This window comes from Erwinia sp. 009765445, assembly GCF_058137865.1.
Window position 1 is genome coordinate 21,756 of sequence record NZ_JBYUWC010000014.1, and the last position, 14,147, is coordinate 35,902.

The window sequence follows — 14,147 nt, forward strand, 5'->3', positions numbered from 1 at the left end:
GATTATGATATCCCTTTATCTGGCCTCTGGTTCTCCCCGCCGCCGTGAATTGCTGACGCAGCTTGGCCTCCGTTTCGAACGTCTCAACACTCAAGTCGAAGAAGAAAAACGCCCGGACGAACAGGCCGAAGCCTACGTGCGTCGCCTTGCGCGAGAGAAAGCCCAGGCAGGCGTGGCGGTCGCTGAGCAGGATTTACCGGTGCTGGGAGCGGACACCATTGTGGTGCTGAACAACGAAGTGCTGGAAAAACCTGCCGATGAACAGGCAGCCGCCGTAATGTTGGCTAAACTGTCAGGCCAGACGCACCAGGTGATGACGGCAGTGGCGCTGGCAGACAGCCGGCAGCAGCTGGATACTCTGGTGGTCACTGAAGTCACTTTCCGCACCCTGAATGATGGCGATATTGCCGGTTATATCGCCAGCAAAGAGCCGATGGATAAAGCCGGAGCCTACGGAATTCAGGGGCTGGGCGGAAACTTTGTCAGAAAAATTAACGGAAGCTATCACGCGGTAGTCGGACTGCCTCTGGTTGAAACCGCTGAGCTGTTCAGCCATTTTCAGTTGCTGCGTGAGGTGAGGGAAGAACATGACCGCTGAGTTGCTGGTAAACATCACGCCTTCGGAAACGCGCGTGGCCTACATCGATGGTGGCATCCTGCAGGAAATCCATATCGAGCGTGAAGCGCGACGGGGAATCGTCGGGAATATCTATAAAGGCAGAGTCAGTCGTGTGCTGCCCGGAATGCAGGCTGCCTTTGTGGATATTGGCCTGGAGAAGGCTGCTTTCCTGCATGCCTCTGACATCATGCCGCATACCGAGTGTGTGGCAGGCGATGAGCAGAAAAATTTCTCTGTTCGCGATATTTCCGAACTGGTGCGTCAGGGACAGGATCTGATGGTTCAGGTGGTGAAAGATCCGCTGGGCACCAAAGGTGCACGCCTGACCACGGATATCACTCTGCCATCCCGCTATCTGGTGTTTATGCCCGGAGCCTCTCACGTGGGCGTTTCTCAGCGGATTGAGAGTGAAAAAGAGCGCGATCGTCTGAAGGCGGTAGTCTCGGCCTATTGCGACGAGCTTGGCGGATATATCATTCGTACTGCAGCAGAAGGTGTGGGCGAGGTTGAACTGGCCTCCGATGCGGCCTTCCTCAAGCGTCTGTGGACCAAAGTCATTGAGCGCAAGAAGCGTAATCAGACCCGCTACCGCCTGTACGGGGAAGTGGCGCTGTCGCAGCGTATCCTGCGTGACTTTGCCGGAGCCGCGCTGGATCGTATCCGCATTGACTCCCGCCTGACCTGGGAGCACCTGTTGGAGTTTACCAGCGAATACATCCCGGAGATGACCGCCAAACTGGAGCTGTATACCGGCAAGCAGCCAATCTTCGATCTGTTTGATGTGGAAAATGAAATCCAGCGCTCGCTGGATCGTAAGGTGGAGCTGAAGTCCGGCGGCTATCTGATCATCGATCAGACCGAGGCCATGACCACCATCGATATCAACACCGGTGCGTTTGTTGGCCATCGCAATCTTGATGAAACCATCTTCAATACCAATATCGAGGCGACTCAGGCCATCGCCCGCCAGCTGCGCCTGCGTAATCTGGGCGGCATTATCATCATCGATTTTATCGATATGAATAATGAAGACCACCGGCGGCGGGTGCTGCACTCGCTGGAGCAGGCGCTGAGCAAAGATCGGGTAAAAACCGGCATCCATGGTTTCTCGCAGCTTGGGCTGGTGGAGATGACCCGCAAGCGCACGCGGGAAAGCATTGAGCATGTGTTGTGCCAGGACTGCCCGGTCTGTAAAGGTCGCGGAACGCTGAAAACGGTGGAAACTGTCTGCTACGAAATCATGCGTGAAATTGTCCGTGTGCATCACGCTTATGACTCCGATCGGTTCCTGGTTTACGTCTCGCCGTCCGTGGGCGAAGCGCTAAAGACTGATGAATCCCACGCGCTGGCGGAAGTGGAAATTTTCGTCGGCAAGCAGGTGAAAGTTCAGATTGAACCGCTCTATACCCAGGAGCAGTTTGACGTGGTCATGATGTGATCCCAGCGTGGCGGAAAACAAGGAGAGGTCATTGAGGCGATTGCCGAGGATCCTGCTACTCACCGGCACAGCAATCGTGGTCATTATCGCGCTGATGGTCAGTGGGCTGCGTTTGCTGATGCCGCATATGAATGGCTGGCGTGAACCTATCCTGCAGCAGGTTTCTTCCGCTATCGGCATGCCGGTACAGGCCAGCGAGCTTAACGGCCGCTGGGAAAACTTTGGTCCGGTGCTGGAGATCCACTCTCTTAATGTCGGGCTGAAGGATCAGGGCACGCTGAAGGTTGACCGGATTACGCTGGCGCTGGACGTCTGGCAATCTCTGCTTCACCTGCGCTGGCAGTTCCGTAATCTCACGTTTTACGATCTTAATCTGGTCACCAACACCCCTCTGACCTCCGGCGGCGACAATAAGATGCAGCTCCAGCCGGGGGAGTTCAGCGATCTCTTTCTGCGACAGTTTGACCATTTTGATTTGCGCCAGAGCCAGATCAGCTTTGTCACGCCTTCCGGCCAGCGTGCCAGGCTGGATATCCCACAGCTGACCTGGCTGAATGAGAAAAACCGTCACCGTGCAGAGGGGCTGGTCAGCCTGTCCAGCTTTACCGGGCAGCATGGGGTGGTGCAGGTCCGTCTCGATCTCAGCGATACCAATGGCTATCTCGATACTGGCCGGGCGTGGATGCAGGCCGATGATGTGGATGTAAAACCGTGGCTGGGCCAGTGGATGCGGGACAATACCACCCTGGACAGCGCGCGTTTCAGCCTGGCAGGCTGGCTGAGCCTGAAAGACGGTGAAATCTTTGACGGTGACGTTCAGTTGAAGAAGGGCGGCGCTCGCTGGCAGGGAGATAAGCAATCTCATCAGCTGACGGTGGATAACGTTACTGCTCACGTGGCGCGCTATAACGGTGGCTGGCGTGTTGAAGTGCCGCAAACCAATCTGGTCACCGATGGTCAGCCATGGTCGAAAGGGATGTTTTCGCTGTTGTGGCTGCCCGAAGACACTCAGCTGCCGGGGCCGGATCATCATCAGGAGGTGCGTGTCCGCGCGACCAATCTGCAGCTGGAGCGACTGGATGCGCTGATCCCACTGTTCTCGAAACTTTCCCCAGCCCTGCTGGAAAACTGGCGTTCCCTGCAGCCTCGCGGCCAGTTGCAGGCACTGGCAGTGGATATTCCGGTTCAGCAGCCGGAAAAAAGCCGTTTTCAGGCCAGCTGGAAAGATCTGAGCTGGCAGCACTGGGAGCTGTTGCCGGGAATGGAGCATCTCAGCGGCTCCGCCAGCGGTGGCGTGGCTGACGGGAAGCTGGACATTAACCTGAATGATGCCAGCCTGCCTTATGGTTCAATGTTTCGCGCGCCGCTGGAGATCCAGCAGGCCACGGGCTCGGTCAACTGGCAGTATGGCGAGGATCACCTGACGCTGGCTGGTCATCAGCTGGATGTAAAGTCCCGCTCGCTGTGGGCGAAAGGGGATTTCACCTATACGCAGGCGAAAGGTCAGGAACCGCGGCTGAGTATTCTGGCGGGCATCAATGTAACCAATGCGGGTGACGCCTGGCGTTACTTCCCGGAATCCCTGATGGGCACCTCGCTGGTGAACTACCTCAGCGGAGCGATTAAAGGCGGGCAGGTGCAGAACGCCTCGCTGATCTTCGCCGGTAATCCGCATCTGTTCCCCTTCAAACACAATGACGGCATGTTTGAGGTCTGGGTGCCGCTGAAGCAGGCAACCTATCAATTCCAGCCGGGCTGGCCTGACCTTCAGGATCTCGATATCAATCTGGACTTCGTCAATGACGGCCTGTTTATGAAGGCCGACCAGACGACGCTGGGGAATGTTCAGGCCAGAGACGTTTCGGCGGTGATCGCGGACTACCTGAAAGAGAAGCTGATCATCGACGGTGATATCCGCGGTGCCGGAACAGAGGTGGGTAAGTATTTCAATCAGACGCCGCTTAAGCCGACACTGGGTGCCGCCCTTGACGAGTTGCAAATTGGCGGGGATGTAAGTGGTCACTTACATCTTGATATCCCGCTAAACGGCAGGCTGGTCAGAGCGACAGGCGATGTGAATCTGGATAACAACTCACTGCTGATTAAACCACTCAGCAGCACCATCGAACAGCTCAGCGGACGCTTCACCTATGATAATGGCGACCTGCAGAGCGGGCCGCTGACCGGCAACTGGTTCGGCCAGCCGGTTAACGTCAGTTTCAATACTAAAGAAGGCGACAGGGATTACCAGATTGGCGTCGATCTGAAAGGTGACTGGCAGCCGGGCAAAATGGACGTGGTGCCTGCGGCGCTGCGGCAGAAACTGGCTGGCAGCGCCAGCTGGCAAAGCAACGTGCTGATTAACCTGCCGCATGGCGGAGGTGCGGACTACCAGGTAACGATGGCGGGTGATCTGAAGAATGTGAGCAGTCACTTACCTTCTCCGCTGGACAAGCAGCAGGATGCGGCGATGCCGGTGAAAGTGAATGCCAAAGGGAATCTTAACGGCTTCGAACTGAGCGGCGTGGTGGGCAATCAGCACCGCTTTAACAGTAAATGGCTGCTGGGTAAACAGCTGCGTGTCGATCGTGGTATCTGGGAAAACAACGCCACCAAAACTCCGCCGCTGCCGGACTCGCGTGGCATGGTACTGAACCTGCCGCCGCTGGACGGGGAAGCCTGGTTGGGCCTGATGGGGGCTGGAAGTAGTGGTGGCGATAGCACAGGTGCTGGTCAGAGTGCTGCGGGGCGCGCCTATGTGCCGGGCGATATTACACTGCGCACGCCAGCACTGACGCTGGGCGGACAGCAGTGGCATGACCTGGACGCCACCCTGAGCCAGACCGTCTCCGGCGATACCCAGATTCAGGCGAAAGGGAAAGAGATTAACGGCCAGCTGCTGATGAATTCGCGTTCGCCGTGGGTTGCCCACCTTAACTATCTTTACTACAACCCGCAGTGGTCCGGTGGCGGAGGTTCTTCACCTCTACCTGACAACGCAACTTCTGTTAATTTCAGCAGCTGGCCAGCGCTGAATCTCTCCTGTGATGAGTGCTGGCTGCGCGGGCAAAAGTTTGGCCGTATAGCCGCCAATCTTAGCCACGACCGCGATACGCTGACCCTGCAAAATGGCCTGATCGATACCGGCAACTCCCGCCTGACGGTGGCAGGTGAATGGGTCAACCGTCCTGGCTCACAGCGTACCGCACTGAAAGGCGTGCTGAGCGGCAATAAAATCAACGATGCTACTAACTGGTTTGGCATGAATACGCCGCTGCGGGGCTCGTCGTTTAACATTGATTACGATCTACACTGGCAGTCAGCGCCCTGGCAGCCTTCTGAGTCCACGCTCAGCGGCGTGATGAAAACCCATCTGGGTGCCGGGCAGATTGCGGATGTGAATACCGGCCGTGCCGGGCAGCTGCTGCGGCTGGTGAGCTTCGATGCGCTGCTGAGAAAACTGCGCCTCGATTTCACTGGCACCTTTGGTCAGGGCTTCTACTATGACTCGATCAACGGGACGGCGTGGATTGAAAAAGGGGTGATGCATACCGATAACCTGCTGGTGGATGGCCTGGAAGCCGATATCGCCATGCAGGGGAAAGTCGATCTGGTGAAGCGCCAGATTGATATGGAAGCGGTAGTGGCACCGGAGATTTCTGCTACCGTCGGTGTAGCGGCAGCTTTTGCCGTTAATCCGGTGGTGGGAGCTGCGGTTTTTGCTGCCAGTAAGGTACTGAGTCCCCTGTGGAACAAAATTTCCGTGTTGCGCTACCATATTTCCGGTCCAATCGATAAGCCGCAGATTGATGAAGTGCTGCGCAAGCCGCGTGAAAAGAGCGCGAAGTGAATTTGACGTTACAGGGGAATTGCCTCAGGCTATAGAGATGCAATGCCAGCGATGACTGGCTCATCCAAACAGAGCGAGAATACATGAGTCTGAATCTGGTAAGTGAGCAGTTACTGACTGCTAATAACATTAATCAAGCCGATCTCTTTTCCCTTCTCGGCCAGCTTTCTGAACGTAAGCTGGACTATGCTGACCTCTATTTTCAATCCAGCTTCCATGAAACCTGGGTGCTGGAAGACCGCATTATCAAAGATGGCTCCTGGAATATTGATCAGGGCGTCGGTGTTCGTGCCGTCAGCGGTGAGAAAACCGGTTTTGCCTATGCAGACCAGATTACCCTCAATGCCCTGACACAAAGCGCCACGGCAGCCCGGAGCATTGTGCGCGAGCAGGGGAATGGCAAGTCCCATACTCTTGGCGCGGTAATGAACCGTCAGCTCTATCCAACGGTTGATCCGCTGCAAAGCCTGTCGCGTGAAGAAAAAATTGCCCTGCTGCACCGGGTAGATACCGTGGCCCGTGCTGCTGACAAGCGAGTGCATGAAGTCAGCGCCAGCCTGAGTGGCGTGTATGAGATGGTGCTGGTGGCTGCCACTGACGGCACGCTGGCAGCTGACGTTCGCCCGCTGGTTCGCCTTTCTGTCAGCGTGCAGGTTGAAGAAGACGGCAAGCGTGAGCGGGGTTCCAGCGGCGGCGGTGGTCGTTTCGGCTACGAATTTTTCCTGGCTGATGAGTCCGGTGAAGTCCGTGCTGAAGCCTGGGCGCGTGAAGCCGTGCGTATGGCGCTGGTCAACCTGAACGCCGTAGCCGCTCCGGCAGGGACGATCCCGGTTGTGTTGGGTGCGGGCTGGCCGGGCGTACTGCTGCATGAAGCGGTGGGTCATGGCCTGGAAGGTGACTTTAACCGTCGCGGCACTTCCGTCTTCAGTGGTCAGATGGGCAAGCTGGTCGCCTCCGAGCTGTGCACCGTAGTGGATGATGGCACCATTGACGGGCTGCGCGGTTCGCTGGCAGTGGATGATGAAGGCGTGCCCGGACAGTACAACGTGCTGATCGAGAAAGGTATTTTGAAAGGTTATATGCAGGATAAACTTAACGCCCGTCTGATGGGAGTTAAGCCTACCGGTAACGGTCGTCGTGAATCTTATGCGCATCTGCCAATGCCGCGCATGACCAATACCTACATGCTGGCAGGAAAGTCCACCCCGCAGGATATTATCGAAAGCGTTGACTACGGCCTGTATGCGCCAAACTTTGGTGGCGGTCAGGTGGATATCACTTCCGGTAAATTTGTCTTCTCCACTTCAGAAGCCTATCTGATAGAGAAGGGAAAAGTGACCAAAGCGGTGAAAGGGGCCACGCTGATTGGCTCGGGTATTGAGGCAATGCAGCAGATCTCGATGGTCGGGAACGACCTGGCGCTGGATAAAGGCGTGGGCGTCTGCGGCAAGGAGGGACAGAGCCTGCCAGTTGGCGTGGGCCAGCCTACGCTGAAGCTGGACAAGCTGACCGTGGGCGGCACTGCCTGATTTGACTGCAAGGGCGGAATAATTCCCGCTATTTCAGGCTGTGGGCACATCTGCTTTAAAGGAGCGAATTTCTTCGCTCCTTCCGTTCCCTGCTTATTCCTGTCGATACTCCTGATACACATCCGCGACCTTGTCGAAATACTCCGTCAGATAGTTAATGCATACCTGCACCTTAAGCGGCAGCTTGTCTTTCTGCGTGTAAACCGCATAAACCGGGCGTGGATCTGACTGATAATGTGCAAACAGGATCTCAATCTTGCCTGCATTAATCTCATCAATGACCCACATCAGCGGCACGTAGGCGATACCGCTGCCGGCAACCAGCCAGCGGATCAGCGTCTGAGAATCATTTGTGGCGAACTTGCCCTGTGGCGACAGGCGGGTAGAGATCCCTTCCGGCGCGGTCAGTTCGAAATCATTGTCCGGCCGTACGCTGTATTCCAGCCAGGAAAAATTGCCAATATCAGAAGGCTTCTCCGGCGTGCCGTGTTGCGCCAGGTAGCTTTTTGCCGCGCAGACCACCATCGGCATTGAGCCAAGCCGCCGGGAAAACAGGCTTGAATCCTGCAGTGCACCCATGCGGATCACCAAATCCAGCCCGTCAGCGATCAGGTCCGGAGCCGGGATGCCGGTGACCAGATTCACCGTCAGCCCCGGATACTCTTTCAGCATTTCCGAGGTCATATTCGCCAGCACGTTCTGAGCCATAGTCGACGAGCTGCCGATCCGTAGCGTGCCTACCGGCGTATTGTTGAAAGCGTAAAGTTGCTCATGAACCTGCTGCGCCTCCGACATCATCCGCCGACAGCCCTGGAAGTAGATCTTTCCGGCCTCGGTCAGCCCGATGCTGCGGGTACTGCGGTTGAGAAGTTTGACCTGAAGCTCATCTTCCAGCTTCGCCACGATCTGGCTGACGGCCGAGACGCTCATTTGCATCTGATTGGCCGCCGCCGTAAAGGAACCCAGTTCAACTACCCGTGCAAACACGGACATGCCTTTCAGTCTTTCCATTATTAACTCTGGCTTAAAAGTGATTTAGATCACATTTGGTAGAAAACATATAGTCAGCCGCGTTACTATAGCATCGTCGGGCTACCGTTCCGTCATTCAACTCGTCAAAGTGCTGGCTCCTGAATACGCTATTATTCAAAGAGCGCCGGTTATGATTATCTGACTGCTGGTCGGTCATTCCATCATCATCACCTGTTAACCAGCGGCCTCCTGACCCCGGGAGGTAAGTTGCGTGTGGCGTAAAGCGTACCCGGTAAGGTACTGACAAGGATAAGAGATGAGTGTGCTTCCGGTAATTGTGATATTTGGGCTCTCCTTCCCGCCCATATTTTTTGAAATCATCGTATCATTACTGTTGTTCTGGCTGGTGCGCAGGTTGATCACGCCCACCGGGATCTATGACCTGGTCTGGCATCCCGCTTTATTTAACACAGCCCTGTACTGCTGCCTGTTCTACCTGGTTTCCCGATTGTTTGTCTGAGGTCATAGTGAAAGCGCTAACTAGAAAGATTTCCCGATTCGCCATTACCATCATCCTGGTCATCATTGCTGTCATTGTCATTTTCCGCGCCTGGGTGTTCTATACCGAATCCCCCTGGACCCGAGACGCCAAATTTACTGCCGACGTGGTGGCAATCGCCCCAGACGTCAGCGGCCTGATTTCCGATGTCCGCGTGCGCGACAACCAGCTGGTGAAGAAAGACCAGGTACTGTTTGTTGTCGATCAGCCGCGCTATCAGCAGGCGCTGGATGAAGCGGAAGCGGATGTGGCCTACTATCAAGCTCTGGTCAACGAGAAACGCCGTGAAGCAACCCGCCGTAATCAACTGGGCGTGTCAGCTATGTCCCGTGAGGCTATCGATCAGGCAAACAACGACTATCAGACCAGCGAACACCAGCTGGCTAAGTCGATTGCCACCCGCGATACTGCCAGACTGGATCTGGATCGCACCGTGGTCAAAGCGCCTGCCGATGGTTGGGTGACCAACCTCAACGTCTATCGTGGCGAATTTATTACCCGGGGGTCTACCGCTGTGGCGCTGGTTCAGCAGCATACTTTCTACGTGCTGGCCTATATGGAAGAGACCAAGCTGGATGGCGTGCGCCCTGGCTATCGCGTGGAAATTACGCCGCTGGGAAGTAACCGCGTGCTGCACGGTACGGTCGACAGTATTGCCGCAGGGGTGACCAACAGCAGCAGCACCATTGATGCGAAAGGGATGGCGACCATCGACTCCAATCTTGAGTGGGTTCGTCTGGCACAGCGTGTCCCGGTACGTATTCACCTGGATGAGCAGGAAGGTAACCTTTACCCTTCAGGGACCACGGCGACCGTGGTAGTAACGGGGGCGGAAGATCGCCGTCCTGACCAGATGTCGCCGATGATGAAGCTGATGCACCGTCTGCGCGAGTTCGGCTAAGCGTATGGAGTGGCATCGCTTACGCTTTCCGGGCAAGCTGACCTTTGCCATTTTGCTGGCGCTGCTGATCGGCTTTCATTTCAATCTGGAAACGCCACGCTGGGCCGTGATGACAGCCTGTATCGTGGCGGGTGGTACGGCATTTGCTGCCGGGGGCGATCCCTTCTCCGGGGCGCTCCGCCACCGCGGCATGTTGCGTATTGTCGGAACCTTCCTCGGCTGTATCGCCGCGCTGGCGATTATGATCGCCACCATTCGTGCACCCGCTCTTATGCTGCTGCTGTGCTGTCTCTGGGCCGGTTTCTGCGTCTGGCTCTCTTCACTGATTAAGGTTGATAACTCCTACGCTCTCGGACTGGCAGGGTATACTGCGCTGATTATCGTGGTCAGCGTCGACGCCAACGGCTCGGTGCTACTGGCACCCCAGTTTGCGGTTGAGCGCTGCAGTGAAATCATTATCGGCATCGTTTGTGCGATCCTGGCGGACATGCTGTTTTCTCCGCGCTCGATTAAACAAGATATTGACCGGGAAATTGACAGTCTGCTGGTGGCTCAGTACCAGCTGATGCAGCTGTGCGTCGCCCACGGTGATAAAGAAGAGGTCGACAGAGCCTGGACTGCGCTGGTCCGCCGCACCACCGCGCTGAATGGCATGCGCAGCTATCTGATGATGGAGTCCGGACGCTGGCAGAAAGTTGACCGGCGAATGCGCGCGCTCAACACCCTCGCGCTGACGTTGATTACTCAGGCCTGTGAAACTTTCCTGATCCAGAACACCCGGCAGGAATATGTCCCACCCCAGTTTCATGTGTTCTTTGAGAAGCCGGTTGAGAACGTCAGTGATATCCACAAGCGCATGAAGATCATGCGCCGGGTGATCACCTCCAGCGGCAGCAAGAACACGCCGGTGACTATCAGCAACTGGGTTGGTGCGGCCAGCCGTTATCTGCTGTTGATGAAAGGGATCCATACCAACAGCAGCATCAGCCGGATTGAAGAAGGCGTGCTGGTCAGGGAACCTGTGGTTAAAATGCGTTCCGCTGAGTCCCGCCACGCGCTGATCAATGGGCTCCGCACCTTTGTGGCGACGGCGATTGGATCGCTGTTCTGGCTGTGGAGCGGCTGGACCTCCGGAAGCGGTGCGATGGTGATGATCGCAGTGATCACCGCGCTGGCCATGCGTATGCCGAACCCGCTGATGATGGCGAAGGACTTCCTGTACGGGATGATCTTTGCTATCCCAATGGGATCGCTGTACTACATGGTGATCATGCCTGGCACTCAACAGAGTATGTTGCTGTTGTGTATTGCGCTGGGAGTGATGGCATTTATTGGTGGGATCCTGATTCAGCGGCGGCAGATCGGCACGCTGGGAGCGCTGGTGGGTACCATCAATATCATCACCCTTGATAATCCAATGACCTTTAACGTCAGCGCTTTTCTGGATAACGCGCTCGGGCAGGCCATTGGCTGCTTCCTGGCGCTGCTGGTTATTTTGCTGATCCGTGATACTTCAAAAGCCCGCGTGGGCCGGACTTTGCTTAACCGCTTTATGTATGCTGCGGTTGCCGCGATGACCACCAATCAGGCCAGACGCCGTGAAAACCATCTGCCTGTGCTGTATCACCAGCTGTTTATGCTGCTGAATATGTTCCCGGGCGATGTCGATAAGTTTCGTATTGCCCTGACGCTGATTATCGGGCATCAACGCCTGCGCGGTGCGGAAATCCCGATTAACAGCGATCTCTCTGCCTTTCACAAACAGTTGAGGCATACTGCCGACCGCGTGATCGCTGCGGGCACGGATGCAAAGCGGCTGCACTACTTTGAGCGTCTGCTGGCGGAGCTGGAGACTTACCAGCGAAAGCTTGAGCATTATGAAGCGCCGCTGAGCGTCACCGAGCCGGTGCAGCGCCTGGCTTTGATGCTGAAAAAGTACCAGAATACCCTCATCCAAATCTGACTTACCGCTGATATCTCCGGCTATCAGCGCTTTCCCATTTCTCTTTCTCCTGGTGTGGTTCATACAGTCATAAAGGTCGCCATCTATACTTACGTCATCAGGATGGCAAACCACTCAGGAGAAAATGATGAGCACCTCCCTACAGGACCACGAACTGTACCAGACCGGTTATTTTGCAGCAGGCCAGTGGCAGCGCTGTGCGGCCACCTTTGACGTACTCAATCCCGCCACCGGAAAAGTCATTGCCCAGGTGGCGAAAGCCGGTAAAAGTGAAACTGAACAAGCCATTGCTGCCGCAGAGAAAGCCTTCCCGGCCTGGCGGGCAAAAACAGCCAAAGAGCGCAGTGAAATCCTTTATCGCTGGTATCAGCTGATGATTGATAACAAAGCGTGGCTGGGCAAATTGATGACGGCGGAACAGGGTAAGCCAGTGAAAGAAGCAGAGGGCGAAGTGGAATACGCCGCCAGCTTTATTCAGTGGTTTGCCGAGCAGGCCAAGCGTGCCAATGGCGAAATTATTCCTCCCGCTAAACCGGGTTCACGCATTCTGGCTACCCGTGAGCCAATTGGTGTGGTTGCGGCTATCACGCCGTGGAATTTCCCGATGGCAATGCTGACCCGTAAACTGGGACCCGCGCTGGCAGCTGGCTGTACCGGTATTATCAAACCGGCCAATAACACGCCGCTGTCGGCTTTTGCTCTGCTGGCGCTGGCGAAAAAAGCGGGTGTACCGGACGGTGTGCTTAATGCGGTTGCCGGTGATACTCATGCCATCAGCGATGCGATTATGGCGAGTAAAGCCGTCCGGAAAATTTCGTTTACCGGTTCAACTCAGGTCGGCAAGCTGCTGATGCGCAACGCTTCCGACACCATGAAAAAAGTGTCTATGGAGCTGGGCGGCAATGCGCCTTATATCGTGTTTGACGATGCCGACATCGATGCTGCGGTGAAAGGGGCAATTGCCAACAAATTCCGCAATGCCGGGCAGGTCTGCGTCAGCGTCAACCGCTTCTATATCCACAACAGCGTCTACGATCGTTTTGTCAGCCAGCTGGCGGAAGAGGTCGCCAGGCTGAAAGTGGGGAACGGCATGGATGAGGGTGTGACTGTCGGCCCGCTGATCGAAGCGGCTGCAGTAGAGAAAGTGGAAGAACACGTGCGCGATGCGGTGGCTAACGGCGGTAAAATTGTCGCGGGCGGTGCCCGCCATGCGCTGGGAGGGAACTTCTGGCAGCCAACGGTGATTGCGGAAGCCAACGAAAAAATGATGCTGTCGCGAGAAGAGACCTTTGGCCCGGTGGCAGCCTGCTTCCGCTTCGATGATGAAGAGGATGTGATCCGTCGTGCTAACGACACCGAGTTTGGCCTGGCAGCTTACTTTTATACGCAAAATCTGCAGCGTGTCTTCCGTGTTTCTGCCGCGCTGGAAAGTGGCATGGTCGGCATTAACGAGTGTGCGGTGTCCACCGAGCTGGCCCCCTTTGGCGGCGTGAAGGAATCAGGACTGGGCCGTGAAGGTTCGGTGTTGGGTCTGGAAGAATTTATGGAAGTGAAGGCCCTGCACATCGGGGGACTGTAACTCACCGGGCGGCCTGCAGGTCGCCCGACTGATTGCCTTGTGGAGCAGCCAGCATGAGAACAGAGATTTTTGATTTTGACGAAATTGTCGACCAGGCCCATTTTTATCGCCAGTTCAGCGAACGCTTTGCACTGGCTGACAGAGCAGTCTGCGATTTGGACAGTTTGTGGGACGTGGTGAATGCAGAGTTGCTGCCGCTGCCGTTAGAAATTGAGTTTATTCATCTGGGAACGGGGCAGAAGAGGCGGTATGGCGCGTTGATTTTACTGTTTGATGAAGCTGAAGAGGAGCTGGAGGGACAGCTCCGCTTCAACGTTCGTTAAGACATGCAGTGACAAAAAGGGCCCCGCGAGCGGGGCCAAAGGGTTCGTCAAAGGCTGCTTTCGACACAGCCCGCCGACGAGGAATTACTTATACAGCTCGGCGGTCACGTGCCAGGTATCGTCATTACGTGCTTCGACAACACGATAGGCGCTGGCACCCTGCCGATCCGCTTTCTGTGACAGCTGCTGACGGATATCCATTGGCGCACCGGCCACACCACTTAAAGTAATTGTCCCCGCAGATTGCAGATTTTCTGACTGTTCAGCATTAACCAGTTGGGCAGCAGAAGCGCCAAAAGAGACAGCTGACAGCAAGCTCAATGCAGCGATGGTTGTTTTGATTTTCATAATCTTCTCCTCATTGTGTTCAACAACCTGCGGGTTTCAACATCATGACCAGGTCGTCGATGTCAC

11 protein-coding genes are annotated in these 14,147 nt (G+C 55.8%); 9 read left to right on the top strand and 2 right to left on the bottom strand.

The annotated features are described in order from the left end of the window. The first annotated feature begins 4 nt into the window (after positions 1 to 4). From AC3Y5R_RS16010 to tldD, 4 genes are all read left to right on the top strand, one after another. Positions 5 to 598: a Maf family protein gene (locus tag AC3Y5R_RS16010; RefSeq protein WP_489922159.1), complete on the top strand. Its 594-nt coding sequence runs from the start codon at positions 5 to 7 to the stop codon at positions 596 to 598. Next, the gene (gene rng, locus AC3Y5R_RS16015; protein WP_158782027.1) at positions 588 to 2,057 is read left to right on the top strand and encodes a ribonuclease G; all 1,470 of its coding nucleotides are present in this window, start codon (positions 588 to 590) and stop codon (positions 2,055 to 2,057) included. The genes AC3Y5R_RS16010 and rng overlap by 11 nt, the downstream gene beginning before the upstream one ends. Before the next feature lie 31 nt (positions 2,058 to 2,088). Continuing rightward, a complete protein-coding gene (gene yhdP / locus AC3Y5R_RS16020) occupies positions 2,089 to 5,907 on the top strand; it encodes an AsmA2 domain-containing protein YhdP (RefSeq protein WP_489922160.1) in 3,819 nt (1,272 codons plus the stop codon). Between the two features lie 83 nt (positions 5,908 to 5,990). Continuing rightward, positions 5,991 to 7,436: a metalloprotease TldD gene (tldD, locus tag AC3Y5R_RS16025; RefSeq protein ID WP_489922161.1), complete on the top strand. Its 1,446-nt coding sequence runs from the start codon at positions 5,991 to 5,993 to the stop codon at positions 7,434 to 7,436. Positions 7,437 to 7,529: 93 nt separating this feature from the next. Here tldD and aaeR read toward each other — a convergent pair whose 3' ends face one another. Then, entirely contained in the window at positions 7,530 to 8,447 is a 918-nt protein-coding gene (gene aaeR, locus AC3Y5R_RS16030; protein WP_489922162.1) for an HTH-type transcriptional activator AaeR, read from the bottom strand. Positions 8,448 to 8,724: 277 nt separating this feature from the next. Here aaeR and aaeX point away from each other — a divergent pair, with 277 nt between their 5' ends. The 5 genes from aaeX (at position 8,725) to AC3Y5R_RS16055 (ending at position 13,733) form a co-directional block, all read left to right on the top strand. Further along, on the top strand, positions 8,725 to 8,928 hold the full coding sequence (gene aaeX / locus AC3Y5R_RS16035; protein WP_158782031.1) for a p-hydroxybenzoic acid efflux pump operon protein AaeX: 204 nt from the start codon (positions 8,725 to 8,727) through the stop codon (positions 8,926 to 8,928). 7 nt (positions 8,929 to 8,935) lie between these two features. After that, positions 8,936 to 9,868, top strand: a complete 933-nt coding sequence (aaeA, locus tag AC3Y5R_RS16040; protein WP_158782032.1) for a p-hydroxybenzoic acid efflux pump subunit AaeA — start codon at positions 8,936 to 8,938, stop codon at positions 9,866 to 9,868. Between the two features lie 4 nt (positions 9,869 to 9,872). Continuing rightward, entirely contained in the window at positions 9,873 to 11,831 is a 1,959-nt protein-coding gene (gene aaeB, locus AC3Y5R_RS16045; protein WP_489922163.1) for a p-hydroxybenzoic acid efflux pump subunit AaeB, read from the top strand. Between the two features lie 127 nt (positions 11,832 to 11,958). After that, the gene (locus AC3Y5R_RS16050) at positions 11,959 to 13,410 is read left to right on the top strand and encodes an NAD-dependent succinate-semialdehyde dehydrogenase (protein ID WP_489922236.1); all 1,452 of its coding nucleotides are present in this window, start codon (positions 11,959 to 11,961) and stop codon (positions 13,408 to 13,410) included. 53 nt (positions 13,411 to 13,463) lie between these two features. After that, a complete protein-coding gene (locus AC3Y5R_RS16055; RefSeq protein WP_489922164.1) occupies positions 13,464 to 13,733 on the top strand; it encodes a barstar family protein in 270 nt (89 codons plus the stop codon). A gap of 84 nt (positions 13,734 to 13,817) precedes the next feature. Here the strand turns inward: AC3Y5R_RS16055 and yhcN are convergent, their stop codons facing one another. Next, on the bottom strand, positions 13,818 to 14,081 hold the full coding sequence (gene yhcN, locus AC3Y5R_RS16060; RefSeq protein WP_158782035.1) for a peroxide/acid stress response protein YhcN: 264 nt from the start codon (positions 14,079 to 14,081) through the stop codon (positions 13,818 to 13,820). Positions 14,082 to 14,147 lie beyond the last annotated feature (66 nt).

Bases quoted from the DNA above. Each gene is read 5' to 3' on its own strand.
- AC3Y5R_RS16010 (WP_489922159.1), top strand. From the start codon at position 5: ATGATATCCCTTTATCTGGCCTCTGGTTCTCCCCGCCGCCGTGAATTG.
- rng (WP_158782027.1), top strand. From the start codon at position 588: ATGACCGCTGAGTTGCTGGTAAACATCACGCCTTCGGAAACGCGCGTG.
- tldD (WP_489922161.1), top strand. From the start codon at position 5,991: ATGAGTCTGAATCTGGTAAGTGAGCAGTTACTGACTGCTAATAACATT.
- aaeR (WP_489922162.1), bottom strand. From the start codon at position 8,447: ATGGAAAGACTGAAAGGCATGTCCGTGTTTGCACGGGTAGTTGAACTG.
- aaeX (WP_158782031.1), top strand. From the start codon at position 8,725: ATGAGTGTGCTTCCGGTAATTGTGATATTTGGGCTCTCCTTCCCGCCC.
- aaeB (WP_489922163.1), top strand. From the start codon at position 9,873: ATGGAGTGGCATCGCTTACGCTTTCCGGGCAAGCTGACCTTTGCCATT.
- AC3Y5R_RS16050 (WP_489922236.1), top strand. From the start codon at position 11,959: ATGAGCACCTCCCTACAGGACCACGAACTGTACCAGACCGGTTATTTT.
- AC3Y5R_RS16055 (WP_489922164.1), top strand. From the start codon at position 13,464: ATGAGAACAGAGATTTTTGATTTTGACGAAATTGTCGACCAGGCCCAT.
- yhcN (WP_158782035.1), bottom strand. From the start codon at position 14,081: ATGAAAATCAAAACAACCATCGCTGCATTGAGCTTGCTGTCAGCTGTC.